The sequence below is a fragment of the Zhurongbacter thermophilus genome (assembly GCF_026184435.1).
GTDB lineage: Bacteria > Coprothermobacterota > Coprothermobacteria > Coprothermobacterales > JAADFF01 > JAADFF01.
In genome coordinates, this window is sequence record NZ_CP046447.1 from 1189676 (window position 1) to 1213981 (window position 24306).

A 24306-nucleotide genomic window follows, 5' to 3' on the forward strand; every position below is an offset into this window, starting at 1 on the left:
GCGTATCACTTCCTTTCTTGTATAGCATATAGGTAAGATGACAATTTCTTATGTATTTTTTCATGGTCTCCAAACAACTCGTCTATAACACGCCAAAAAGCCTTGTTGTGATTTCTATATACAAAGTGGAGCATTTCGTGAAAGACAATGTAATCAATAAGATGTTTTGGCAAATACCGGGCAAGGGTATTTATTGTAATATTGCCCTTTGAAGAATTGCTACCCCATCTTGTACGCATCAGCCTAAACAACACCTTATTAGGTCTGTTTCCAACTATAGGTGCATATTCCTCTATCTTGCTGAGAACATATTCTCTAAACTCAGTCATGGACATAGGATTGATACTAACCTGTTTTGAAAGCCTTGCTATTTCATCCTCCACGCTCTTTATATGCTTTTGCCTATCATCTATTTTCTTCTTATACTTTTCATAGACCATCTTCGCCACTTCATCGCTTGGGGCAATAACAATAATCTCCTGTGGAGTTATCTTAATGCGAGGATGCTTTACCTTTCTATAAACAACCTTGTAGGGCAACCTTCGCTTACTCATTGTCCTCTTCCTCAAGAACATTTCTTATTGTGTCAAGAATCTCATCAATAAAGTTTCCTAAATCGTCAATCTGGTCAACAATTTTGAACTCAGGATCTAAAAGTTCCAGCTCATCAACAATAATCTCGGTCATCATCTTGGTAGAACCAAACGACTCAATTAACCGCTTCACCACCCTCTTCACACCTTCTGCATTTTTCTTCAAAGAAAACTCTGGAAAATATAGTTTCAAAGCCCTATAAACTCTATACTCCTCATCGGTTAAATCGTATTTCTCCCTCTCCTCCAGCACCTCTCTGTAAGCATCAAGAAGCTCTATAACATTGCTCTTTATCTCTTCCTCATACGCCTCTTTACCCCTTCTGAGAATCTTATAAACCCTTTTAATCTTTTCCTTTAAATCAACGGGAACATAGTCAGATATAGACAGCTCCCTCAAGATATCATCAACCGTCATACCGCTCACGGTTATTTCCATCTCAAGAACTGCACCCTTAGCAGGCGTAGCCTTGCCACTAATCTGTTTGACAACTTGCTCCACAAACTGGGCATCTATCCTGGCAACCTTTGAATCCCTTACCTCATCAGGTTCCTCAAATTCCAATGTGGGCATGACAGCAGCCGACACCGATTTCTTGTATCTTCTTGCCAGTTTCCTAACTCCACGATTCATTTTCTCTTCCACTTCAAGAACAAATGAAGTTATCACATAAGCCCTATCAATCACATTTTTTTCATCACGGGAAAGGGACACCTGCACCATCTTAAGCGTGGCAAGTTTGCTTCTTATCTTCTTAGCAAGCATGACAACCTGCCGCCAAATAAGGACCTCTTCATTGTCACTGCCATACAAGCTTTTCTGTGAGGCAATGCGTCTAGCAAGCTCCGCAGAAAGCCAATTTCTCTCATTACTCCCAAGCCTGTAAATATCTTCAACATTTAAATACTCTTCATCTTTCACTCTGATATTCTTCAGCTCTGCGATAAGCCTCACAAGAAGGGCATCTATTTCATCAACAACCTTTTTCGGGTCATTGAAGGTTTTTAACACATCTCCCTTTTCCTGATACTCCAGAAGTGCCCTTTCAATATTCTTAAGAATTCCTACATAGTCAAACACAATACCGCTATCTTTGCCGGGATATGGCCTATTTGTGCGGGCCAGTGCCTGCAGAAGTCCTCCATCTGTCATAAATCTATCAAAATACATAACCCTTAAGACTGGGACATCATAGCCAGTCAAGAGCATATTGGTAACAACAAGTATTCTCGGCTCTGCACTCCTGTCATAATCCCCTCTGAAATTATCTATAAACTCTTTTTTTAGCAATTCATAGGGCTTGCCATACCTCTTCTCAGCATCAAGTATGTATTCCTGAATATACCCTGATGAATGCGTTGCATCATTTTCACTAAAGACAGCCTCTACCCACGAAGGAGAATATTCAACACCCCTTTCTTTCGTCTCTTCTCTAAGATACTTATCAATAAGCATGCGGTACTTTGCCGCAAGCTCACGGGAAGCGGCAACAACAAGCGCCTTGAACTTACCGTTTACCTCATCAAGGAAATGCTTTGTTATATCTCTGGCTATGATATTCATTCTCTGCTCGTGTCCAAGAAAATCCGCAAGCTTCAGATTCTTGGCAACTTCCTCCTCAATATCCCCAACACTGACATAAGCCCCTTCCTGCTTCATAGCCTCCTGAAGTCTTCTACGAACCTCCTTCAGTGCCTCATCAATCTTCTCATCTTTTAGATGCACATCAGGAAGCCTATCCACAAGGACAATGGGAAGTGTATATCCGTCTTCCAATGAATCGGCAATAAAATACCTATCAAGTATTGGTCCAAAAATGCTTGTTGTATCTTTCTCCTCTTTCTCAGAAAACTTCGGTGTTCCAGTAAATGCAAACATCGGGGCTTTTGCAAGGAGGGTTCTCATAAACCTTCCCATTTTGCCAGCCTGTGAGCGATGTCCCTCATCGATGAAAACGGTTATCTTCTTGCTCGTCCTAACAGTCTCGTGTCCGACTCTCTCTTCCTGCTCACACAGCTTTATAAGCTCATCAAAGGCATCCTCTTGAAACTTGTGAATAAGTGTAACAATGTGTCCCCTCTTGCCCTGACAACCAGAGGTCTTTATAGTCTTCACAAGGTCCTCAATGGTCTCCATCATGTAAGGCTTATCTACACCTTTAGGCTCTATGGACATAAGCACCTTGTAAATCTGCTCCGCAAGAGATTTCCTATCCACAACAAAGAAAACAGACTTGGCTATATCTTTACCATCACGAGACACTTCCAACTTCTCGGTGCTGAGCTTGATAGCCGCAAAAGCCATTGTCAAACTCTTACCCGTTCCCTGCCAATGCCATATGACACCACCGGGCTTTTCGTCCTCTGGCATCTCTCCAGAGACATAGCGTTTCACTCGTGTAAATATCTTTGATGCAGCCCTATACTGCATATAGCGGGCAATGATTTTATCCTCTTTATCTGGCCTGACATAGATGTAATATTTGAGGATATCAAGGAGAACAGGGGGATACAGAAAGCCTAAACGATACAGAAGAGGACTTTCCACATCCTTAGAAGTGCCATCGGGCAGTATAAGTTTTGTATCCCATATAGTGGCTATTTTCTCTTTGTCAAGCAATGAATAGCCCCCGTAACTCCGCCACGGCATTGTGGCAAAGTATCGTATACCCCTGTCCTCCGGTTCAATATTTCCCTGTGCTGCCACACCTATTTGAACCATCGTATACAACTCGGGAAATTTTCTCTGATATGCACTAATTTGGTCAAATGCTTCTTCCCAAGACACCTCTTCTCCTCCGGGATTTTTCAGCTCTATATTCACAATGGGAATACCGTTGATGAAAAGCACAATATCAAGCCTGTATCTGTCCACTCTCAGCTGACTGGCAAGCACAAAGCTGTTATTCTCCACCCGCTTAAAGTCAATATATTTGTAGTTGCCACTGTCTGATATATAACCACCTCTTATGAGCCCTAAAAACTCCTTAGCGCTGTGTATAAGACCGGTATCGCTGGCACCAGTGACCTGAACAATCTCCTTCAACCTCTGCACCATCTCAGAAACTATAGCATTGTGGTATGGGGTATCAGAGAGATTATTGATACGTTTTATCTGCCTTCGTAGTTCCTCCTCCCAAACAGGGAAATCGGGGGATACCAGCTCTATATTCTTGCCCGGAACATGCTGCCAGCCCCAAAGGGATAAAGCATCTATAAGGTCTTTTTCATATTCGGCCTCACTACTATATGTTAGAGACTGCATCTACCTTCACCCGCCTTTTACCGGTGATGAGGTCATTCAAAAGTCCCTTTTTCACCTGCTCAAGGTGTTTCTTCTTCTCCCTAAGCGTTTGTATATATTCATCAACAGTGGAGAGTATCTCGGCTATCTTTTTCTGCTCTGGAAGTGGGGGGAGAGGGAGAAGAAGGGACTTTATTTGTTCTTTCGTAACACTTTTAAAAGTACTACCTCCAGAAATATTTTTCAATGTATCACCAAGAAAAGAGAGAAAAGAATAAAACAAATAAAAATTGTCTATTTCTTTTCTACTTCGTAAAGCCGCCAAGCCCCTTCCCAAAGCTATACGCATATTGGATATATTAACTTCTCCAACCGGAGCCCTGACCGATAACAATACATCTCCAACTTCTGAAACTTTGTTATACATAGAGGTATACATGGAAGGATTAGGATAAATCGCACCAAACTCATTCTTACCCTGCATAAAGGGCAATCCTTCTCCCTCTGTATTGTAATATTCCGATGGAGGAGATTGTCCCATTACTACTTCCACCACATTACCTAACTTCACAACTTGCCAATCCTTTGGGATTCTACCAATCTCGGTTTCTTTAAACTCTGTATGGCCTATTCCCTCTGTAAGAAGTTTGCTAAGAAGTCCTTTCTTCATTCTCTCTGCATGCTCTATTTCCCTATCTACCGTTGATATCTCCTCATCAACAGTAGAAAGTATCTCGGCTATTTTCTTCTGCTCTGGAAGTGGGGGCAGGGGAAGGGGAAGATTTTCTATAGAATAAAAATGGATTCGCTTTGAACCAGTTCCATCTGCAAAATTTTCTAACCATGTATAGAACTCAGGTCTAGAAAAGTAATAAAACAAATAATAAGGATCTATCAAACTTATATCTATATCAAAAGCAGGAACATCCCTGGTGGATAAATATCCATCAAGACTATCTGGCACTATACCTAAAGCGCCCTTATGCAAGTTTTGTTTTCCATATATGAATTGTCCTTTTCTTCTGACATAATATGTAGTATTCGGAGAAACCTTAACATCCTTATCTTTGTATTCTCTTTTCACAACACCTTTTACTCTCAACTTAACAGTCAATATTCTGTCTTCTCTAACCACCTGTGCCTTTTCAAATGATTCAGTCAAAACCTCCCCCAAGTTCACAACCCTCCAATCTTCAGGAATACAGCCTATTTCTGTTTCCTTATAGCCTTGCTTACACATCAGAATCACCTTCATTCTCCCTCCCGTAGAATACTGCTTCTATAAAACGGTACTTAGAAATAAACTTCGAAAAGGTCTTTGATAAAAACCATCTTATCCCATAAATAGCTATAATAACTACTATAACCAAAGAAAAAATTACTAATCCTTCAGCAAACGTACCCACTACATAATTCTTAATGAGTTTGCTATAATCTTGCATATCAAATCCAATATAATTACCAACAGAAATTATTACACTCCATATCAGCAATATAAAAAACATGGAAGTAATAATTTTAATAGCCTCTTTAATGACATCAACTAATTGACAAAACAGTTCCCCACTTAAAATAAACAGGCTGATTACGATCACTAACACAATATTAAACCCAAATGCATATCCTCGATCAATCAAAAAGAAAGCTAACCATATCAAAGATAAAACCACAATATTGTATCCTGTAAAAAAAATCAACAAATTATTTACACATCCCAATGTTTTTTCGTCTTTCTTTGCCATATTATTTCCTCACCCCCTTATCCCTATATCTCTCAAATACTCCTCTATCTTCTGCCTCAACTTACTTTCCTTCTCTGTGAGATCCTCTATCTTCTTCCACTCTGAGGCAATATCTATCTCTTCAACTTCAATCTTGGGGAACACATATCTTTGAACGCTGAGGTTATAATCATTCTTCTTTATTTCCTTTATATCCACAATCTTGGCAAAATGGGGCTCCTCTTTCCAGTCTATGGCATGCTCTGCTATCTTTGCCCTCTGCTCTGGTGTTATGGTGTTCAGTTTTCTAACAGTAGGATGGGGAGCATATAGCTCAGAGGCATTGATAAACAGTACCTTACCCTTTCTATCCTCTGCTTTATTCTTGTTGAGAATGATAATAACACCCGGGGCAGATGTGTTGTAAAAGAGTTTTTCAGGTAGCAGAATAATAGTCTCTATAAGGTCCTCTTCAAGTATAGCCTTTCTTATTGCCTTTTCTCTGCTACCTCTGAACAAAAGCCCTGTATCAAAGACAACGGCAATCTTGTTCTTTCCCGTGCTTGATGCAAGCATATGCTGTATCCATGCCCAATCCGCGGAACTCTTTGTAGTGTATCCATATTTAAACCTTTCGTCTGCCATAGGAGAAGAGGCAAGGTCTCCGGGGTCTATACCCTTAAGGTTCCATGGCGGATTGGCTATGACAATGTCAAACTTCATCAGCTTACCATTTTCTATAAACTTGGAGTTTCTGAGGGTATCTCCTTCCTCTATCTTCACCCTCTCTGTGCTTATATCGTGAATAAACAGGTTCATACGGGCAAGAGCTGCCGTCACTGTATTGACCTCCTGTCCGTAGAGCTTTGTTTTTTCTCTCTCATCTTCATAATGGTTTTTCAGATATTTATCAACAGCTATGAGCATACCGCCAGAGCCACAAGCGGGGTCATATACGCTCTGGCCGGGTTTGGGCTCTATAATATCAACCATCAGCTCTATAACTTCACGGGGAGTGTATATTTCTCCCTGTTTTGCCTTTTCTGGGGCAAAGTTTCTCAGTATATACTCATAGGCATCTCCCAAAAGGTCGGTTGAAAAGTCGGCAAAATTCAGGGCATCAAACATATAAAGAAGCTGCAAGATGGTTGCACGGTTATCTTCACTTCTGAGGAAATCCACAAACTCATTTCTGTTGATAACACCGGCAAGTTGAGGGTTTGCCTTGGCTATGGCATTTAGAGCCTCCATAAGTGCGGCAACGGGGTTTTCTGAGCTCATGACATTTTTCCATAAATGCTCTTCAGGCACCACAAAGTTGTGAAGATGCTTCAATTTGGCAAGTTTTTCGGCAACAGGGCGCGGTTTACCCTCAGATACATATCTGTTTACCCTGTCAGTGTATTCCTTTTCCCATTTATCGCTTATGGCTTTGTAGAAGAGTATGACAAGAAGGAATGTATAATCAACCCTGTTTCTAATGGTATCTGTAGCTCTCTTAAGGAGTGCCTCAAGTTCACCCTTGGATGTGATATCTTTGACACTCTCGGTTTCTTTAACTTTGTAAAGCTTCTTACGGCGGTCGGTTTGAGACGGGGTCACCTCAATGAGATCCTCTGCTTTCAGTTCAGACAACACCTTTTTAACTGTCGTTTCATCGTCTCCAAAGGCTTCTGACAAGGCGGATAGTGCATCTTCAAAGCCAAAGGATTTATGGTCATAGTACTCAAGGAGCTTTTCAAATCTCTTTTTCAACCACTCTGTCATAATGTTATCCCCTCCTTATAAGGTTTACACAAAAACATTATACCACCATATAGGTGAGTATAAACCATTTTGCTCACCTATTAGTATTGGAGGGGATATACTTCCATCTACACTTCCGCTTTTTTCCACCACTCTATGGTTTTCTTTATGCCTTCTTCTACAGATACTTCGGGCTTCCAGCCGTGGCTTTGTAGCTTCCCACTGCTCATGACAGAGCGTCTGACATCGCCGGGGCGTGGTTCTTTCTGCTCCACGACAATATCGGGTATCTCCTTTTTTATGGCATCTACGATTTGCCAGAGGTTTGTCTCCACACCGGTAGATACATTGTATATACCATCGGGTAGGTCTTCAAGGGCCAGAAGGTTGGCCCTTGCCACATCTTCTACATATGTATAATCTCTCGTCTGGTAGCCATCGCCAAAGATATAAAGGGTCTTGCCCTGTAGTGCCCTGCTGATGAATTTGCCTATGACACCGGCCTCACCGCCAAGGCCCTGTCTGGGCCCGTATATGTTGGCATATCTCAGAGATACATATGAGATACCCATAAATGTCAGGTACATATCCACTGTCAGTTTATCGGCACCGTAGGGGTTCATGGGGTGAGGAAGATACTCTTCATCGGGCAATACACCCTCGGGCACATCGCCATATATGGCACCACCTGAAGAGGCAAATATAAAGCGTTTGACACCATATTTCTTTGCAAGTGTTATAAGGTTTACCGATGCCCTTATGTTTATGTCTATATCAAGCAGTGGGTTTTCAAGAGATTTCACCACATCTATTTGGGCTGCCTGATGGTTGATAACATCGGGCCTAAAATCCTTCATGAGAGTCTCCATAACATCCTCGTTTGTGATATCTGCTACAACAAGCCTTGCACCACGGGGTACATTTGCCTTCATACCATTAGAAAGGTCGTCTACTATGAGCACATCGTGGCCCTCACTTATATAAAACTCGGCTATGTGTGAGCCTATAAATCCTGCACCACCTGTTATCAATATTTTCATGTTATCCCTCCTTCATCTTTGCCCTTTTCTCATATTAACAAATACTGGAAACGGTAGAGACAAACCGCTAAGAAGTGCCATACCTGTTTTCAGAGATGGTAGTTTACTCAGAACATCGGCACCGGCATATTCTATGGCAGACATCACAGCATCAAGGTCATTTTTATTGACAAGCCTAAAAATGGCATATGTGCCCATCTGAGACAGCACATATTTATTTACTGAGGCCGGTCTCTGGGTGATAATGACCATGCCAAGTCCGAACTTTCTACCCTCTGCGGCAACTTTAGAGATGGCGGTAAGTGACATGTTGTCTTTACTGGCAGAGGTCTCACCATATCCTTTTTCGGGGGCAAAGTTGTGGGCTTCTTCTACCACAAGTATAGTTGAGGCGTCTTCACCTTTGTCTTTCATCTGCCTCATCTTGTTAAAAAATGACATGACAATAAGACCAGCTATATCTGTTCTCATACTGCTATCGAGAACATCGGCAAGGTTGATAACTATGACAGGTTCCTCTGAATCCTCTGTAGTAAGGTCAAACACACTGGCTTTAAGAGAAGCAGCATCTTCTTTTAACACTTCAGAAATCTCTGAGACGACAATATCATCAAGTGGCTTATCCTCTGCATTTTTACCAGAGGTTTTGTATACCTCCTTAAACTGACCTATGGCATCGGCAAGCTCATTAAGAAAATAAGGATAATCACTATCACCCTTGTGATTTCTCAGTATCTCCCAAAACACTTTTTTATTATGCTTTCCTGCCCCATCGCTACCTCCAAATTTGACATCAAATGCCCCAAAAAACTTTCTCCACTGGTCTTCACTATACGACAGTGGCACTGTAAACTCAGGGACTTTTACCTCTTTAATAGGTATAGATTGCTCACGTAGCTTTTCAGACCATTCACCATGAGGGTCTATAACGACGATTTTAAACCAGTCTTTGAATAGTCCTTCTTTACTAACAGTTTCCAAGATACCTGGAACTAAAATCTTCTGGGCAAAAAAGCTCTTACCAGAGCCTGTAGTACCCAACACCGCCATATGTCTTGCCCTATCTCTGCGGGCAAGATAAGATACATCCACATGGATGGGCACCTTTGTACCATAAAGCACACCAATTTCTACAGGTATATCCATAGGGGTACCAGACATATCTTTTCTTAGCATTTCTGCCAACTTACCGCTACTGTCTTTATATACAGGCAAGCCTATTGGTGGGGCAGAAAACAAAGGCTCTATTCTACTCTTATCATCATCCACCACATGAACACCCAGCACACTACACCGTGCCATATAAAAGTTGCTACTCTTTTCTACATATGAAAGCAGTGCTCCCACACGCCATGCATGGGGCTTGTCCTCATCGTTGACAAATGTAATCTCGGCCGGATTGGGAAATATACCAGAGCTCTCACTACCAAATGGATTCAAGAAAAAGCCTGTGTTATAGGCAATAACTGAATCTACCCTGAGGATGATTTCTACCCTACCATCTTCGGTATCCCACGGTACAAGAAGCAGTGTTCCCTCGGGCACTTCATAAGATGGACGAAGGAGAAGCACCTCAAGGTGGGAGGAGCGAGATGGGTTCATTATCATACCTACAAGGTCAGGGCTATACTCGTATGCCTCTTTCCAAATGTTCTGAAAATACTCTGCCAGCTCAGATACAGTATCCTCATCTTCAACAAGTATGGCAACCTCTCTATTGCCATTTTCTGTTAATCCAGAATATGTGATATTGGCAGACCCTATCAATGCCTTTTTGCCATCTACAATTATCATCTTGGCATGAAGGTTGGGATGATATGCGTATTTCACCCCTTCTATATCAAACACGCCGGGGTCCGTTATTTCAAAGTCTTTCTTCTCACTACCCCTGACAACAAGCCTAATATCTACACTATTTCTGTCTATCTTATTGATCAGTCTTCTAAACATACCTCCCTTGACCCATGCAGAGGCAAAGTAAACATAATCTGTAGACTCAGAAACAAGCCTCTCCACATAATTTGTAAAATCCCCCTCTGTGAGCACCTTGCCTTTAATGTCTCTAAAATCACTCATGCCAATACCCCCTTAAATAGTGGTGATACATAATATCTACATCAAGAAGTTCATTGCCCTGAAAGAGTATATACATGCCCCCAGTCCTGCCTTTTATGTTCTGCCATACCTTTTGCCTGAGGATATAAGAAAATATCTGCATATCAGAGCGGGACAGCCACAGTGGCTTGGCAAATAGCAGAACAAAGTAATAGACATCTCTTCCTTTTATAATGCTTTTTTCCAATGTTTCATATGTAGACAGATACTTCTCTATCAGCCTTTCTTGGAGAAAAGACACCTTGCGAACTTTCAGCCTCATTACCTTTTCGTACAGGTTATGCCATACATCCTCTGGCATGGTGCGTATAAACTCCATAAGTGGCTCCACATCTTCATAGCCACGGGGCAAGACAAATGAGGGTTGTCTTAGTTTAAATAGCAGTGTTTTCCACCCACTACCCCATGGTAGTGCCTTATCTGATATCTTGTCATCCTCAAGAAGTCGTTTCACCACACCAAGCACAGCCCTTGGATGTGCAAACCTCTTCACCTCTATAAATATGACACTGTCTTCATAGTCATAAACGGCATCAACAAGAGGTGGTACCCTTCTGTCCTCTCGGTGAGATCGTGCATATTCTTTGAGGTCATCGCCGGCTATACCATCTTTGCTTGAAAGCATAACAAGAAAGGGCTCTCTACCTTCACACTTCATACCATAGAGAATATCGTCTCTGTCCCACACAAAGTGATTACATGGCACCTTCAAGCACCTCTATTGGCACCCTGAGTATAGGGGCATCGTCGGGTATACCTTGAGACATGGGTATAGAGGAAATAACATTCTCGGTAAAGTAGAATATCTTTCCATCGGTTACCTTACTTCTTACATATGTATATACAAAGAAGTCGTGGGTAGTTATAAACACCTGCACACCATCGTGGGCAAGCCCAGAGAGCTTATCTATCCACCACTTCCACAGTATGGCATCAACCCCGGCCTCAGGCAAATCCACAAGAATAATATCTCCACTCTTTATCTCCTGAAGAACTGCCATAAACACCTTTGCCTTCATGAGCCCTCCATATGAGGCAGATATGCCAAGCTCCCTTTCCGCCTGTGCGTCAAAGTCGTAGCCGCGTTTTTTCCATGAATTGTAAACCCCAATGGTCTTACGTATATGCAATGGCAGCTCTGTATAAGCTCCTGATTCAAAGTATGCCTCACAGCTGGGAAAGTAAAACACCGTACCATTAAAGGCAGAGTCAAACTGCAAAAACATCTTTGCATCGCTATCAAACCTCATCTGAGACTTAATCTCTTCTATAGGCACACCGGTTCTCGTATTGCATATAGAGGCAAACAAAGATTTTAGAAAGAGGGTTTTGCCTGTGCCACTACGCCCAATAAGCATGTTAAAACCAGAGGGCTGAAACACATACTCTTTACCATCGGTGATATATGAAATATTTTCTATCATAATGTTCATCTCCCCACAAATATGTTATCTATACAAAAGATAGCACATAGCACACCCAGAATATGAAATAAAAGGCTGGATGGGAAATATGGGATTTACCCCACTAAGAGATTCATCATACCGTGCAATGTATGGAATAAAGCCATGATACAAGTTTTTCCTTATGGCATCTTCTACTCTGCTGGCATTATCTCCTGCAAAGCCACTACCGTCATCTGCATACTCCACAACAAGCACCAGTTTGCCACTACTGTGAAACCGACTTAGATAAAACAGTCTATGGCCGGTGGCACTGTCAGGCTGCGGTGTAGTACCATCATAAAAGAGAGACTCTACCCCTATGCCGTCTATGGCATTTAAAATCTCGTCATTTTTATACCTCACGATATCTTCAGCATTTTGTATAAACACATAAAATGGCTGTTTTTGGATCCTCACATAGCGAGAAATCCTTTCCACAAAGTCTATCATCAAAGAGGCTGTTTCCTCCTCTCTGAGATAGAAACCTTCACCATTATCTTCATCTGCCCAATACTCGTAGATATCCACCTTGTCAAGGTATACACCTTCAAAGCCTTGGGCTATCACCCTGTCAAGATACTGAAAAATAATGCGCTGCCACTGAGGATACCAAAACTTTACGGCATAGTTACCTTGCCAACTGGGGTTTTCCCTACCAAGCCACGGAGGTGGCTCTCTATACCAGCTATCTTGCCAATACCACCTGTAGTCTTCAGCCTCACCAATACTGATATACACAATGGGCACAATACCCGCATCTTTCAGCTTCTGTAAATCTTCAGGGCTATATGCCCCTTCTTCTGTACCATCATATGAGTAATCCATGACGACTATATCCGGATGCATGGCAATAATATCATCAATCTTCCCATCTTGCAAAACATAAACCCAAGAAGAAACTCTATGGACGATATGAGAAGAATATGAAATATTTTCCGCCAAGACATCGAAACCCCAACATAGGCCAATTATCATACATAAAACAACACACACTTTTTTCATATAGATATCACCATAAATATTTTAGAGCCAAAAGAGGAAGGCCGACCCTAAGGTCGGCCTATATATATATACAGGTGCGGGGGAGGGAGTTTATATAAAAGGGGATCCTTGGGAGGTAAGCCCCTTTTAAGCTATAGGCTTCATACTGTCACGATAGATAGCCTCAATAACCTCATCAGTTGCTGGTACAGGAGCCATAGACAACAAGAGGTCAAGTGATGGAGTTGTCTTAGCAAGTTCAACAAGTTTGGGGATATCGTCTTCTGTGAAACCTACATCGGCAAGCTTTTCAGGAACCCCAACAGCCCTGAGCCATGCCTCTATGCCGGCTGCTGCCTTTTCAGCCTCGCCTGCTACACCTTTGATATCTGGCAGTATAGGTTCAAAGATATCTGCAAGGACCTCTGCCTTAGCTGGCCAAATGTACTTCACAACAGCAGGAAGTAGCATAGCAAGTCCAAGACCGTGTGGCAGATTGGGTTTCAAAGCACTCAGTGGATGCTCAAGTGCATGTGTGAAGTGTAGAAGTCCATTGTCAAAGGAAATACCTGCAATGGTAGATGCATACAAGAGATAGTAACGAGCGGTGAGGTCATCAGGATGTGCCAAAGCCTGTGGGAGATACTTGGTTATGAGACGAATGGTCTCCTTGGCAAGAAGAATAGAATATGGGCTTGCCACAAGTGTTGTTGCAGCTTCTGTCACATGGTTAATAGCATCAATGGCTGTATATCTTGTCTGATTGGCAGGCAGTGTTTTGGTAAGCACTGGGTCATCAATGGCAAACATTGGGTAGAGACAATCATATGCAATAGCGGGTTTGTAGTGTTTGTCAAGCAAGGAGACCACAGCAAATCTGTCAACCTCTGTTCCTGTTCCATGGGTGGTATTAATGGCAATGATAGGAGCAGCCTTCTCTGGAACAAACTTAAGTTCATACAGAGTGTGAGCGTTTTCACCTGGATACTCAAGAAGCACAGCAACACTCTTTGCCGTGTCAATGTGACTACCACCACCAACACCAATAACAGCCTTTGCTCCAAAGTCTTTGGCCATTTTGGTTGCCTCATCTACATTCTCAGCTGTGGGATTAGGAACAACTTTGTCAAACAGCACAAAGTCAATTCCCTTAGCTTTCAGAGCCTTCTCAACTTCGACACCTGCACCGGTTACATCGTAGACAATTTTGTCAGTGATGATAATAACTTTGTCAATACCTTTTTTCTTTAGAACCTCCGCAATATCATTAATTTTTTTAATGGCTCCAACGCCAAAGAAACATGTCGTCTTGCATCTGAGCTCCAATACCTGGTTGACATTCATTTTAGATTCCCATTTCATTTTACATACCCCCTTCTGGATATTTTGTTTAGGACCTTTTCGGTCCTTCACCTTATTTATAACAGGTTATAACAATGTAGGAACAAAACGAAAGTGAAAGCACATAATTAACAACAGAGCAGATTTTTCCCATGGTACGGACAATTCAATACTGGTATTATGACAAATGATAAACTTAGGCTAATTGTTCATCTTGCATATATTTATATGTATAAACAATCAGCAATAAACCATTTTTCCTGTTCGGTTGTTTATCATATCGAAAGTAAAGTTTAGTTTGAACTTGCATATGTTTATAGGTATTAATTTTTACAAATAAATGAGCAGTAGCAGTAAAAGTCTCCATACTAAAAGAAAAATCCGTATAATATATGTAGAATGTATGTACATACTGAACTCAGTGAGGTGACCAAACATGAAAATAGCAATACCTGTAAAGGAAAACCGTGGATGGGACAGCTCCATATGTGAACACTTTGGTCATGCACCATACTTTGCCTTTGTAGATACAGACACAGACACTGTTGATGTCATAGCCAATCCGCTCATGGAACATGGACCCGGAGAACTACCCCAGTGGATAGCTTCTCAAAACTGCCACATACTTGTTGTAAGAGGCATAGGAGGTAAGGCAATAGGCTATTTTAACGAGTTTGGCATACAAGTATACAGAGGGGCCAGTGGCACGGTGAAAGATATTGTGGAAGCTATAAAGATGGGACATATTGCAGATGTACCATATGAGGTCAGTGAAAAATTTCACAGACACTGAGAAATGGTGAGGGGACACCTCCCCTCACCTTATCATGCGATAGATAAACACCGCCGTTTGCGCCCTAGTGGCAGGCACACCTAGATGAAACTTACCGTCGGTAATATGTGGATCATTTTTCTTCACAATACCATGCTGCAAAGCCGTTTCTATATACCTATATGACCAGTGAGATTTGGAAACATCGGGGAATGTTGGAGTAGATGGATTTATAAGAGTCCAACCCTTAACTCTAACAATCGTAGTAAGAATTTCTTCCTTCTTGACCTTATTGTTCGGACCAAACCGACCACCACCATAACCCCTCATATAGCCAGCTTTAACAACAGCTGTAACATATGGACAGAACCAATCACCGGCATGGACATCTACATATATTTCCGGTAAAGTATCGTCACATCGGGGATCTAAATTCATAGCCAATGCAAGCATCTTGGCAAATTCTGCACGGGTAACACTTTTTTCTGGTCTGAAAGTTCCATCGGGATAACCGTTGATAATACCCAACTCAGACAAATATCTTATGGCATCGTATGCCCAGTAGTCTTCCGAAATGTCACTGAACTGTAGAGAATTGCTTATAACCCCAATTTTCTTTTCACCGGTGGCAACATAAACGTATCCATCTTTCACGGCTATCGAATAAACGGGCTTTTTCAAATCTATCTGCCAGAGTATACCTACCCTTTCGTGTTTCACATCTACATTAAATGCAAAGATTCTTCCCTTAGGTGTAGCACCATAGAGATATGTGCCATCTGTTGCCACTCTGTATATATTGGCTGGCACTTCAACAGTAAAGCTTTTGCCACTGTCAAGGTCTACAACCCTAATAAGGTCATACTGCTTATCGGGCAACATGACATAATGTTTCCAAACGGTGAAACCACCTTGCATGGCACTATCGGGATCAAGGTCATATCTGCTATCTACATCTTTATCGATATAAGACTTTACAAGCTTAAGGCCTGCTCCGTCTTGCTTAAAGAATAAAACTCCTCCAACTCCAAGACCGACAATATAATCTTTATACGGAAAAACAACATAGAGTGCTATTCCCACATCATTGGTTTGACTGATACTATGCTGAATGTTTCCGGTTAGGTCTGTGAATTTACCATTGGAAAGATCAATAGTCCCTATAGTGCCAAAGCGGGTAGCATAAACTTTTCCATCTATAACACTCATGTCATCAAGTCCAGCACCATTGCCGTATAACTTCGGTTTACTTACCGATAGAGGCCAGATGTAATATCCGTGAATAGTAGAAATAATCATCGTTCTACCTGTATACACTATGGCTGTAACAGGAGCCTCTTCATATTGTTGATAAATGATTAAGGATGTTTTACGCGGTGGCACCCAGTATGTGCTAATGTTTATATTCTCACCAGATATCGTACCTAGTCCCATATCAATAACACGTCTCATAGAATTGTCAACATCGTCATGTGCCATAGTCGTTCCACCAATATAAACTGTTTCACCTTCAAAGACAATATGACTAACCTCGAAGGGAACATCAATCCAACGAATTTTTGTCACAGCATTTGAGGAGAGTAGAAATACCAATGATAGAACTAAAGAGAAAATAACGATAAAAGATAGTTGTTTCATATTAAACACCCCCTACACTAATATTCTATTAATGTATACGCGTGTAGGGGGTGTAGGGTATCAACTTTCGTGAATAATACCTTTTTTCCAATCGGTAAATCGATAGAACAAATAGGCCACAACCATAGCCATAATATTACTTATAAGCATGGCTATAAAAATACCCCTGTAGCCTTCGAGTTTAGAGAGTGTGAAAACAAGAGGAATACGAATGCCCCATAACCTGACAACATTAGCTATAGTTGCCTGCAAAGATTTACCCGCTCCGTTAAGGGCATTGATAAAAATATTCATAGAGCCAAAGAATGGTATAGAAAAAGATACATACTTAAACATCTCAGCTCCTACCTCAATAACCTTGGGGTCATTGATAAAGAAGTGGGTAATATTCTTACCATATAGAAATGTCAAAGTAGACAATGCACCTATAAAGACCATCGTCATCCAAAATGCTGTCCACACTGTTTTCTCTGCATCTTCATACCTACGAGCACCAATAAACTGGCCTACCATAACCGATACGGCCATACCGATCCCCATAGAGAGCATGGTTATAAAACCTATAATACGGTTGCCAATACCATAAGCAGAGACAACAACAGGGCCAAATCTTGCCACGGCCTTCATTACCACGACAAAGCCAAACGATGTGATGACTTGTCCCACACTGCCCGGTACACCAACTTTAACAGCCTTTTTAATAAGATTCCAATCTGGAACAAAGTCCGAGAGGTGAAGCTTAAAACCCCTTTTACCAGTAAAGAGAATATATAGTGCCATGGAAACAGCAACAAGCCTTGATATCGTTGTTGCCCATGCAGCACCTGATACTCCAAATGCAGGTATCGGTCCCCAACCAAAGATAAGGATAGGATCAAGAATAATGTTAACCATAGAAGATATCAGTATAAGCTCCATCGCAAATTTTGCATCACCAAGGCCTCTAAATATGCTCGAAGACACATTAAACAGATAAGCAAATACAATACCATATATAACAATCTTGAAATATCTCAATGCATATGGAAGAACTTCCGCGTTTTCCTTGCCTCCAAGGGCGTAAACCATAGGTTTAGCAAACAGAAGTGCAAATGTAATAACCACAAGACCTATGGCAACCATGATTAACATAACCTGTGCTGCCGATTTTTCCGCTCTTCGTTCATCTCCAGCACCAATATATTGGGCAACTAAAGCACTGCCTGCTACCCCAAATCCCATACCTATTGCGATAAATGTAAATACTAGCGGAAATACCATAGTAGGTGCAGCAAACTCGGTGGTACCTAGCTTGCCCAGAAAGTAGGCATCTACCATGTTATAAACTGTCTGGAATGCAAAAGACAACATCATGGGCACAGATAACTTAAGTAGTGCCTTCCATATAGGCATGTTCAGAATATCTACTCTTTTTCCCCTTCCCCTCATATATACACCTCTCCTTATAACTTCTTTTACCGTTTAGTATAGCATCTCTAAATGTCAATTGCTATTAACAACAGCACCATAACTTTTAAGGCATAGTGATTACCCGTGATCGAGAAAGTGATATAAATTTACAATAGTATGTTAATTTTATACTTTTTGTCACTTCCCCAAAACTCTTACAATATGCTAACACCTTTCATCGAGAAATATGAAGATGAGAAGACAAAACAAGAAGACCAGTTGTCAGGGCCAACAAAAATAGAGGGGGAAATACATACCACCAGAACATAGAGGTATATAGGGCACCAGGGGTAGACACCGCCTCTCTTAACATAGTGCCAAGGCCAGGACGAGACACATCACCCACACCAAGAAATGACATACCACCATCGGCATATACAGCCCAGCCCACAGACACTGCCCATTGACCTACTACAGTAGGCAAAATAGGGCGCAGATAGTAATTAATAAGAAGTCGCCACCCTCTCACACCAACGGCACGAGCAGATTCCATAAATGGCATATGCTTCATGGTTGCCATAGACGATGAAATAACCCTAAGCGCAGGAAATACTATAAGTAAGGCTATGATAATAGCAACAAATACGGTATTGCTGGGAATAAGCATACCCAAGAGTAAAAGAACAAACATGCGAGGTACACTCATAAACACATCGGTGAGACTATCAATGGCATCTTTACCTATCGGATGAAGAGAGGCAAAAGCAAGAAATACGGCAACTAAAATGCCAACAGTAGCGGCAAGCACCCCAACAAGCACGCTATAGTGCCAACTTACAAGTAAAAGAGAGAGTATATCCCTTCCGAGTTTATCAGTACCAAGAATATGGCTATGAGAAGGAGGCATTAAAGTACTATATCCTCCATGTATCGAACATATACAAAGCAAAGGAAAAACAATCACCAGTACACTCAGCCATGTAATAATCTTCTCAATCCACTTCATGATGTCTCACATCCCTATAAGTACGGGATAACATAACAGCAATTAATGAAAACAGGGATACTGCCATAACACAGCCTCTGATAAGGACCAAATCACCAGATACTATTGCCCTAAATGTCAAATATCCAATACCGGCATACGCCCATATAATCTCAACAAATGGCACCCCACCAAGCACATGTGGTAGTTTGGAGGCAAACACTTGCAGTATATGGGGTAGAGCAGGTTTAAGTCCCCTCCTGTATAACCTCAAACCGCCAATACCATAAGCCTCAGCATAGAGCATATATTTATAGGCATTTTCGGTAGTTAGAACACCTCTAATGGCAAGATAAAACGATGAAAGCTCAGAGATAAACAAAGATATAGCTACACCCCAGAGAGGTGATACATATCTAGAAAAGAAGGCGTACAGTAAGAAAGCCCATATAAAAACAGGTACACTGTGCAGTAAGGCCAGCAAGATAAAGGGAACTTTCCGCACCATCCGTATATCTATAATTGCCAATACAACGCCAAGAATAAAAGCTATGACATATGTAGGTATCAACACATAAAGGGTAGCTACGATATGCCTAATCACAATAGATGAGACATCTTCCCCACCGTACAGAATAGAACGTCCCCAATTGAAGGTAAGAAAGTCTTTTAGGCCTTCAACAAATGACTTGTTATATCCAAGCGCATCTTTCAGCATATTAATCGTATCTTCTGACAATCTGAACCCATATTCTCCAGAAAATAAAGTTGTCTCAGAATACAAGTAGATACTGGGAAGAACCCAGATGAGATATAAAATGCCTACCCCCCAGATGAGATAAAATATCAATCTTCTCATTTTCTTATGAATATCACCTTATTAACAGGAATAGGTATACCGGCACCAATACCCCTTGGGGTAAAGAAAAACTCTACAGGTAAATCTTCCTTCTGGAATAACATAACATCCGGTGTATATATAGGAAGAACGGGCACTTCTTCGGAAAGTACGGCTTTTATATTCTCTTTCAGTTCATCTGGGGAATAGAATTTTAACTTCTCTGCTACAACATTCCATTTCTGGGAATGATAACCTTGATAAGGCCAGGTGATATTCACCCATGCAGGACCATAGGCAAGACCACCATGGGCTATTACGGCTATATCAAACTCACCTTTTCTGATAGCCTCATCAGATGCCCCCATAGGAAGCATCTTTACGTTGACATCAACTCCTGCCTTTTTCAGCTGGTCCTTGATAGCCAAAGCTATTGTCTCAAATTTGGGGGAGGTCACCATCTGAAGCGTCTTGATATCTTTGAGGATATTCTGTGCTTCATCTTTTCCTATCTGCACATCTATAAGGTCTGGAACATTTCCATATCCATGGGCTACCTTATCTACAATAGACTGTCTATCTATAACAGATGCCAAGGCCTTTCTTACATAAACAGGCAACTTCTCCGTATTAAATATAAGGAAATACATTAGATAAGATTCTCCTCTTTTGGTCAGAAAGCCTTTACCAAGCACTTTCTTGGCAGAGTATATGTCACTGCCCCAGAGATAAACCATATCCAGTTTACCGGCGGCTGCATCCCCAACAGGTGATGGGCTATTCACAAACTCAACAGTATATGGAATCGTGCCTCCCCACCAGTCTTTCTTCGGTTTATATACATAAAGTCCTGTTGTGGAATCATATTTTTCAAGGATAAAAGGGCCTGTGCCAATAAAAGCATCTTTTTTCGTATATGTATACGGGTTATCCACATGCTCCCATATATGCTTAGGTAGTATAAACACAGTGGAGACTGCAAGGTCTAAAAATTCCGGTGTATCTTTTACAGGCACTATCTTAACCGTATGGTCATCTATTTTGGATACAGACTTCACCATATAAAATGCTCCCCAAATGAAACCTTTGGGCGGATGTTGCTTGTAGTAATTGTATGAGAACACCACATCATCGGCGGTAAAGGGGACCTCATCTGCCCATTTCACATCGTTTCTTAAATGAAATATATATCCAGAGGCAGTTTTTTCATAAGAGGTGGCAAGCCATGGTATGAAACCGTCTTTCCCTTTCCACAAAAGGGTGTCATGTGTCATAGAGACCCTAATAAATGAAGGACCCCTTGGCACCGAGGCAAACGGCGTAGGATATCCAAAATTCCCCATTCCATCTATGCGAATAGTGAGATCACTCGTATTCGTTTGTCCACAAGCAACGAAAACACCTATCAACACGGCTATACCAAGCACTAAGCTTATTAGCCTTTTCATATAACCACCTCCGTATGAAAACCTATAAATTTTTCATACCACTATAAGATATATACCATAAACCACCACAATAGGATACAGAAATAAAAAAGGGACAGGCATATGCCTGTCCCCTAATATCACGGAGGTAGATTTATCTTTCCTCTGGAATATTCAGCTTTCTTCTTCTCTCCCTCTTGTCCTCAACAAATCTCTTGATACCTTCAAGGAGATGCTCAGGATCAAGGTGGGCTTCTTCAACAACCTCTTCAACAGTACCACCTGTACGCCATCTGTTATCCCAATCGGAGGTCATGGCATACTGTTCGGAGACATAGGAAGATACCCACTGTCTCATAACCTTACGGGACTCATTGGAGATAATGGTAGAGTCGAGATAATCTTCTCTTGGTAATACCTTCTCCTTATACTCCTCGGGCTGGAGGTCAAAGAGCTCTCTGGAGATGGCTGCCACAATCTTAAGGTTGTACTTCTCGTCAAGTTCGGGCAGTATCTTCAAAAGATTGTATGTAGACATAGTACCTCTAACTATGAGCACACCATCTTTGGGCTCTCCTTCTTTGAAGTCTCTAATGAGGTAGGCACCCTTAGCTGCCTCAAAGTAATGAGGCATACCAAGCTTCTCTCTATCAGGAACCTCTATCTTAGGTCTTGTCAGATGTAGGGCAACAATATGGAATTTTTCACGGAATGCTGCAGCAAGAACAACAGGAACCTCATTGGCCTCCCATGGATAGAGGTTAACAACATGGCCATCGGGGAACAGCTGTGTCACACCGGTGGCAAATATACCGAAGTGTGTACGGGAATCTTCAGCTGTCTCAGGACCAGAGTGACCTGCTACCCACAGAACCTTACCCAATCTGACCTCACAATCCTGAACCATCTGGCTAAATAGTCTGTATGGACCATACTTCAGATAGGAGAAGGAACCATATGTAGATGTTGCCATTAAGAAACCGGCAAAGTCTTTGTAAACATCTTTGGCTATATTGACAGAACCAACACCCGTGGATATGGCGGCATTGGCAAACTCTGTAATAGCCTGTGGGAGAAGGGCTCCATCTGGATTATAAACTCGGTCATACCAGCCCCAGCCCTCAAACTCTGCATATCCCTCACCAAAACCATGAAGGTTAGTAGACTCTGTTAGGTCAGCAGAAGCGGCAAGGAAGATAGGCTGTCCATATTTCTTCCAGCCAAGGTAGTTGATATATGCACCCCATGTCTTCAGACCATTTCTATTGGCTGCTTTTTCACCGGGCTTGAAGAAGATATCTTCAGGATACTTCTCGTAATCCCAAAGCTCAGGGTCATCAAATATGGTTTTATCGGTAACAACCTTGATGGTCTCCTTAACATCTTCATGAGATGGCACACTCTCGGCAATCTCTATGAGCCTGTCGGTAATAAAGTCAACAAGCTCAGGATACTTATCAAAGAGGCTAAGTGCAATCTGGATATTCTTCCATGTCTGCTCCTTGAATGCCTCGGGGTCAGATGGTGCTGGCTGGAATGCACCTTCAAACTCAATACCATATTTCTCCATGAAGTATCTGCGGCTTTCCCAGAACTCTGGGCTATTGGGTTTATGTGGGCTACCATGAGACTTGTTGTCATACTTTCCATACTTGTAGCCCTTGCGGGTGCGGAACCACATAACATTAGGTCTGTTCTCGGTGGCATTCTCCACTGCATCGGCAATAACTCTGAGAATCTCTTTGTAGTTAGTACCCTCAGGAGTACCTACAACATGCCATCCATATGGCTCAAACCACTCTTCAGGTGTACCGTGAACAACAGAGGAGAATGGTCTGTCGTCGATACCATAGTCGTTCCAGTCAATCATCCAGAAGAGATTACCTACACCAAGACCGTAGGCAGAGTTTTTGGCCTCATGAGAACCACCGGGGGTCAGTCCACCCTCACCCTCAATGGCCCAGACCTTCACACCCCCAAGACCTGCTCTCTTAAGGGAAAATGCCTCTCCTACAGATGCAGGAAGACCATGGCCAGAAGGACCGGTGTTGTACTTGATAAATAGTGTCTTACCGGCAAACTCTGCATGTCCAGACAATCCTCCACGATGTCTAAATTTCATCATGTCTTCGGGAAGAACAATCTTTTCAGGATCAATGTAATACTTCTTGTCACCTGTCTCCTTATATTTTCTGCGGAATGCCTCAGAGATAACGGCAAATGTTGCATATACCATAGGAATAGTATGGCCAGCAGACAGGATAAATCTATCTCCCAGCGGATGCTCAGGATTTCTAATATCGAACTTCATAAAACCGGAGAACATAAGACCCAAGAACATTGGAGTCTTAGAATGAGAACCTCCCGGGTGACCACTCTGACGCCAGTTTAGGGTGAAGTCCATCACCTGGAAGACAAGGTCCTCTATCATCTCAAGATGTTTAAAATGCTTTTCGTTTAGCATGTGCCCGCCTCCTTTCCCCTCACAAAGTTTTTTGTGTGGCACTACTACCTTATAGTTTACCATTTATGTGTAAAAATATAGAACTATAGTGGATTTTCACCACTATGAAAACTTAAGCGATAAAAGTCTTTTCTACAGAGAACCTACTTCTCCCTATAAGCCTTTACCACCCAAATACCCGCCTTACCCTTCTTTACAGGTTGAGTCAGCCACAGCTCAAGGGTTTTCCCATCCTTAAGTTTAACAGAGCAAATGAAATCCTCACCTTTTTCTTTGCACTCTACCTTTGCCCCATCTGCTAAGTGGAATTTATGTTGTGATGCGAATTCATAAGCAACATTTTCCTTATCGAGATATCCCGGCTGATGACCTTCATCTACAGATTTCTGGATAGCCTGAAGCTTGGCATTGTCTAAATTGATATAGGTCCACCCCGAGGAAGAACAAGAAACAAACAACAAGACAACAACAAATAAAATAACAATACTTCTAAAAAACCTCTTCATCTCGCATCCCCCTTAAATATAACTTGCTAAACCATTATATCATTATTTAAATCAAGTTTGT

19 protein-coding genes are annotated in these 24306 nt (G+C 41.7%); 1 reads left to right on the top strand and 18 read right to left on the bottom strand.

Going from position 1 to position 24306, the window contains the following annotated elements; translation table 11 throughout:
- Positions 1-5: 5 nt before the first annotated feature.
- The 11 genes from GM182_RS06025 to GM182_RS06075 form a co-directional block, all read right to left on the bottom strand.
- Positions 6-554 carry a M48 metallopeptidase family protein gene (locus GM182_RS06025; RefSeq protein ID WP_449186205.1) on the bottom strand — a complete coding sequence of 183 codons (549 nt, stop codon included), beginning with the start codon at positions 552-554 and terminating at the stop codon, positions 6-8.
- Positions 547-3858 carry a type I restriction endonuclease subunit R gene (locus tag GM182_RS06030; RefSeq protein ID WP_449186206.1) on the bottom strand — a complete coding sequence of 1104 codons (3312 nt, stop codon included), beginning with the start codon at positions 3856-3858 and terminating at the stop codon, positions 547-549. The genes GM182_RS06025 and GM182_RS06030 overlap by 8 nt, the downstream gene beginning before the upstream one ends.
- The gene (locus GM182_RS06035; protein ID WP_449186207.1) at positions 3839-5092 is read right to left on the bottom strand and encodes a restriction endonuclease subunit S; all 1254 of its coding nucleotides are present in this window, start codon (positions 5090-5092) and stop codon (positions 3839-3841) included. Before GM182_RS06035 ends, GM182_RS06030 begins: the two co-directional genes overlap by 20 nt.
- Positions 5070-5579 (bottom strand): hypothetical protein, encoded by a 510-nt coding sequence (locus GM182_RS06040; RefSeq protein ID WP_449186208.1) that lies wholly within the window; start codon positions 5577-5579, stop codon positions 5070-5072. Before GM182_RS06040 ends, GM182_RS06035 begins: the two co-directional genes overlap by 23 nt.
- A 9-nt stretch (positions 5580-5588) precedes the next feature.
- Positions 5589-7325 (bottom strand): N-6 DNA methylase, encoded by a 1737-nt coding sequence (locus tag GM182_RS06045; protein ID WP_449186209.1) that lies wholly within the window; start codon positions 7323-7325, stop codon positions 5589-5591.
- 107 nt (positions 7326-7432) lie between these two features.
- Positions 7433-8344 (bottom strand): NAD-dependent epimerase/dehydratase family protein, encoded by a 912-nt coding sequence (locus GM182_RS06050; RefSeq protein WP_449186210.1) that lies wholly within the window; start codon positions 8342-8344, stop codon positions 7433-7435.
- 12 nt (positions 8345-8356) lie between these two features.
- Entirely contained in the window at positions 8357-10420 is a 2064-nt protein-coding gene (locus GM182_RS06055; protein ID WP_449186211.1) for a phospholipase D-like domain-containing protein, read from the bottom strand.
- Positions 10413-11165 carry a hypothetical protein gene (locus tag GM182_RS06060; protein WP_449186212.1) on the bottom strand — a complete coding sequence of 251 codons (753 nt, stop codon included), beginning with the start codon at positions 11163-11165 and terminating at the stop codon, positions 10413-10415. Before GM182_RS06060 ends, GM182_RS06055 begins: the two co-directional genes overlap by 8 nt.
- A complete protein-coding gene (locus tag GM182_RS06065) occupies positions 11155-11883 on the bottom strand; it encodes a hypothetical protein (protein ID WP_449186213.1) in 729 nt (242 codons plus the stop codon). Before GM182_RS06065 ends, GM182_RS06060 begins: the two co-directional genes overlap by 11 nt.
- A 24-nt stretch (positions 11884-11907) precedes the next feature.
- Positions 11908-12846 carry an MJ1477/TM1410 family putative glycoside hydrolase gene (locus tag GM182_RS06070; RefSeq protein ID WP_449186214.1) on the bottom strand — a complete coding sequence of 313 codons (939 nt, stop codon included), beginning with the start codon at positions 12844-12846 and terminating at the stop codon, positions 11908-11910.
- 186 nt (positions 12847-13032) lie between these two features.
- A complete protein-coding gene (locus tag GM182_RS06075) occupies positions 13033-14247 on the bottom strand; it encodes an iron-containing alcohol dehydrogenase (protein ID WP_449186215.1) in 1215 nt (404 codons plus the stop codon).
- A 415-nt stretch (positions 14248-14662) separates the two neighbouring features.
- Between GM182_RS06075 and GM182_RS06080 the strand changes: the two genes are divergently transcribed.
- Positions 14663-15019, top strand: a complete 357-nt coding sequence (locus GM182_RS06080) for a NifB/NifX family molybdenum-iron cluster-binding protein (RefSeq protein ID WP_449186216.1) — start codon at positions 14663-14665, stop codon at positions 15017-15019.
- Between the two features lie 24 nt (positions 15020-15043).
- Here GM182_RS06080 and GM182_RS06085 read toward each other — a convergent pair whose 3' ends face one another.
- The 7 genes from GM182_RS06085 to GM182_RS06115 form a co-directional block, all read right to left on the bottom strand.
- Complete coding sequence (locus GM182_RS06085) at positions 15044-16636, bottom strand: S-layer homology domain-containing protein (protein WP_449186217.1); 1593 nt, start codon at positions 16634-16636, stop codon at positions 15044-15046.
- A gap of 60 nt (positions 16637-16696) precedes the next feature.
- Positions 16697-18064: an MATE family efflux transporter gene (locus tag GM182_RS06090; RefSeq protein WP_449186218.1), complete on the bottom strand. Its 1368-nt coding sequence runs from the start codon at positions 18062-18064 to the stop codon at positions 16697-16699.
- Between the two features lie 196 nt (positions 18065-18260).
- Positions 18261-19031 carry an ABC transporter permease gene (locus tag GM182_RS06095; RefSeq protein WP_449186219.1) on the bottom strand — a complete coding sequence of 257 codons (771 nt, stop codon included), beginning with the start codon at positions 19029-19031 and terminating at the stop codon, positions 18261-18263.
- On the bottom strand, positions 19018-19869 hold the full coding sequence (locus tag GM182_RS06100; RefSeq protein WP_449186220.1) for an ABC transporter permease subunit: 852 nt from the start codon (positions 19867-19869) through the stop codon (positions 19018-19020). Before GM182_RS06100 ends, GM182_RS06095 begins: the two co-directional genes overlap by 14 nt.
- Entirely contained in the window at positions 19866-21296 is a 1431-nt protein-coding gene (locus tag GM182_RS06105; protein WP_449186221.1) for an ABC transporter substrate-binding protein, read from the bottom strand. The genes GM182_RS06100 and GM182_RS06105 overlap by 4 nt, the downstream gene beginning before the upstream one ends.
- A gap of 133 nt (positions 21297-21429) precedes the next feature.
- A complete protein-coding gene (locus GM182_RS06110) occupies positions 21430-23739 on the bottom strand; it encodes a thiamine pyrophosphate-binding protein (RefSeq protein WP_449186222.1) in 2310 nt (769 codons plus the stop codon).
- 143 nt (positions 23740-23882) lie between these two features.
- A complete protein-coding gene (locus GM182_RS06115) occupies positions 23883-24245 on the bottom strand; it encodes a hypothetical protein (RefSeq protein ID WP_449186223.1) in 363 nt (120 codons plus the stop codon).
- Positions 24246-24306 lie beyond the last annotated feature (61 nt).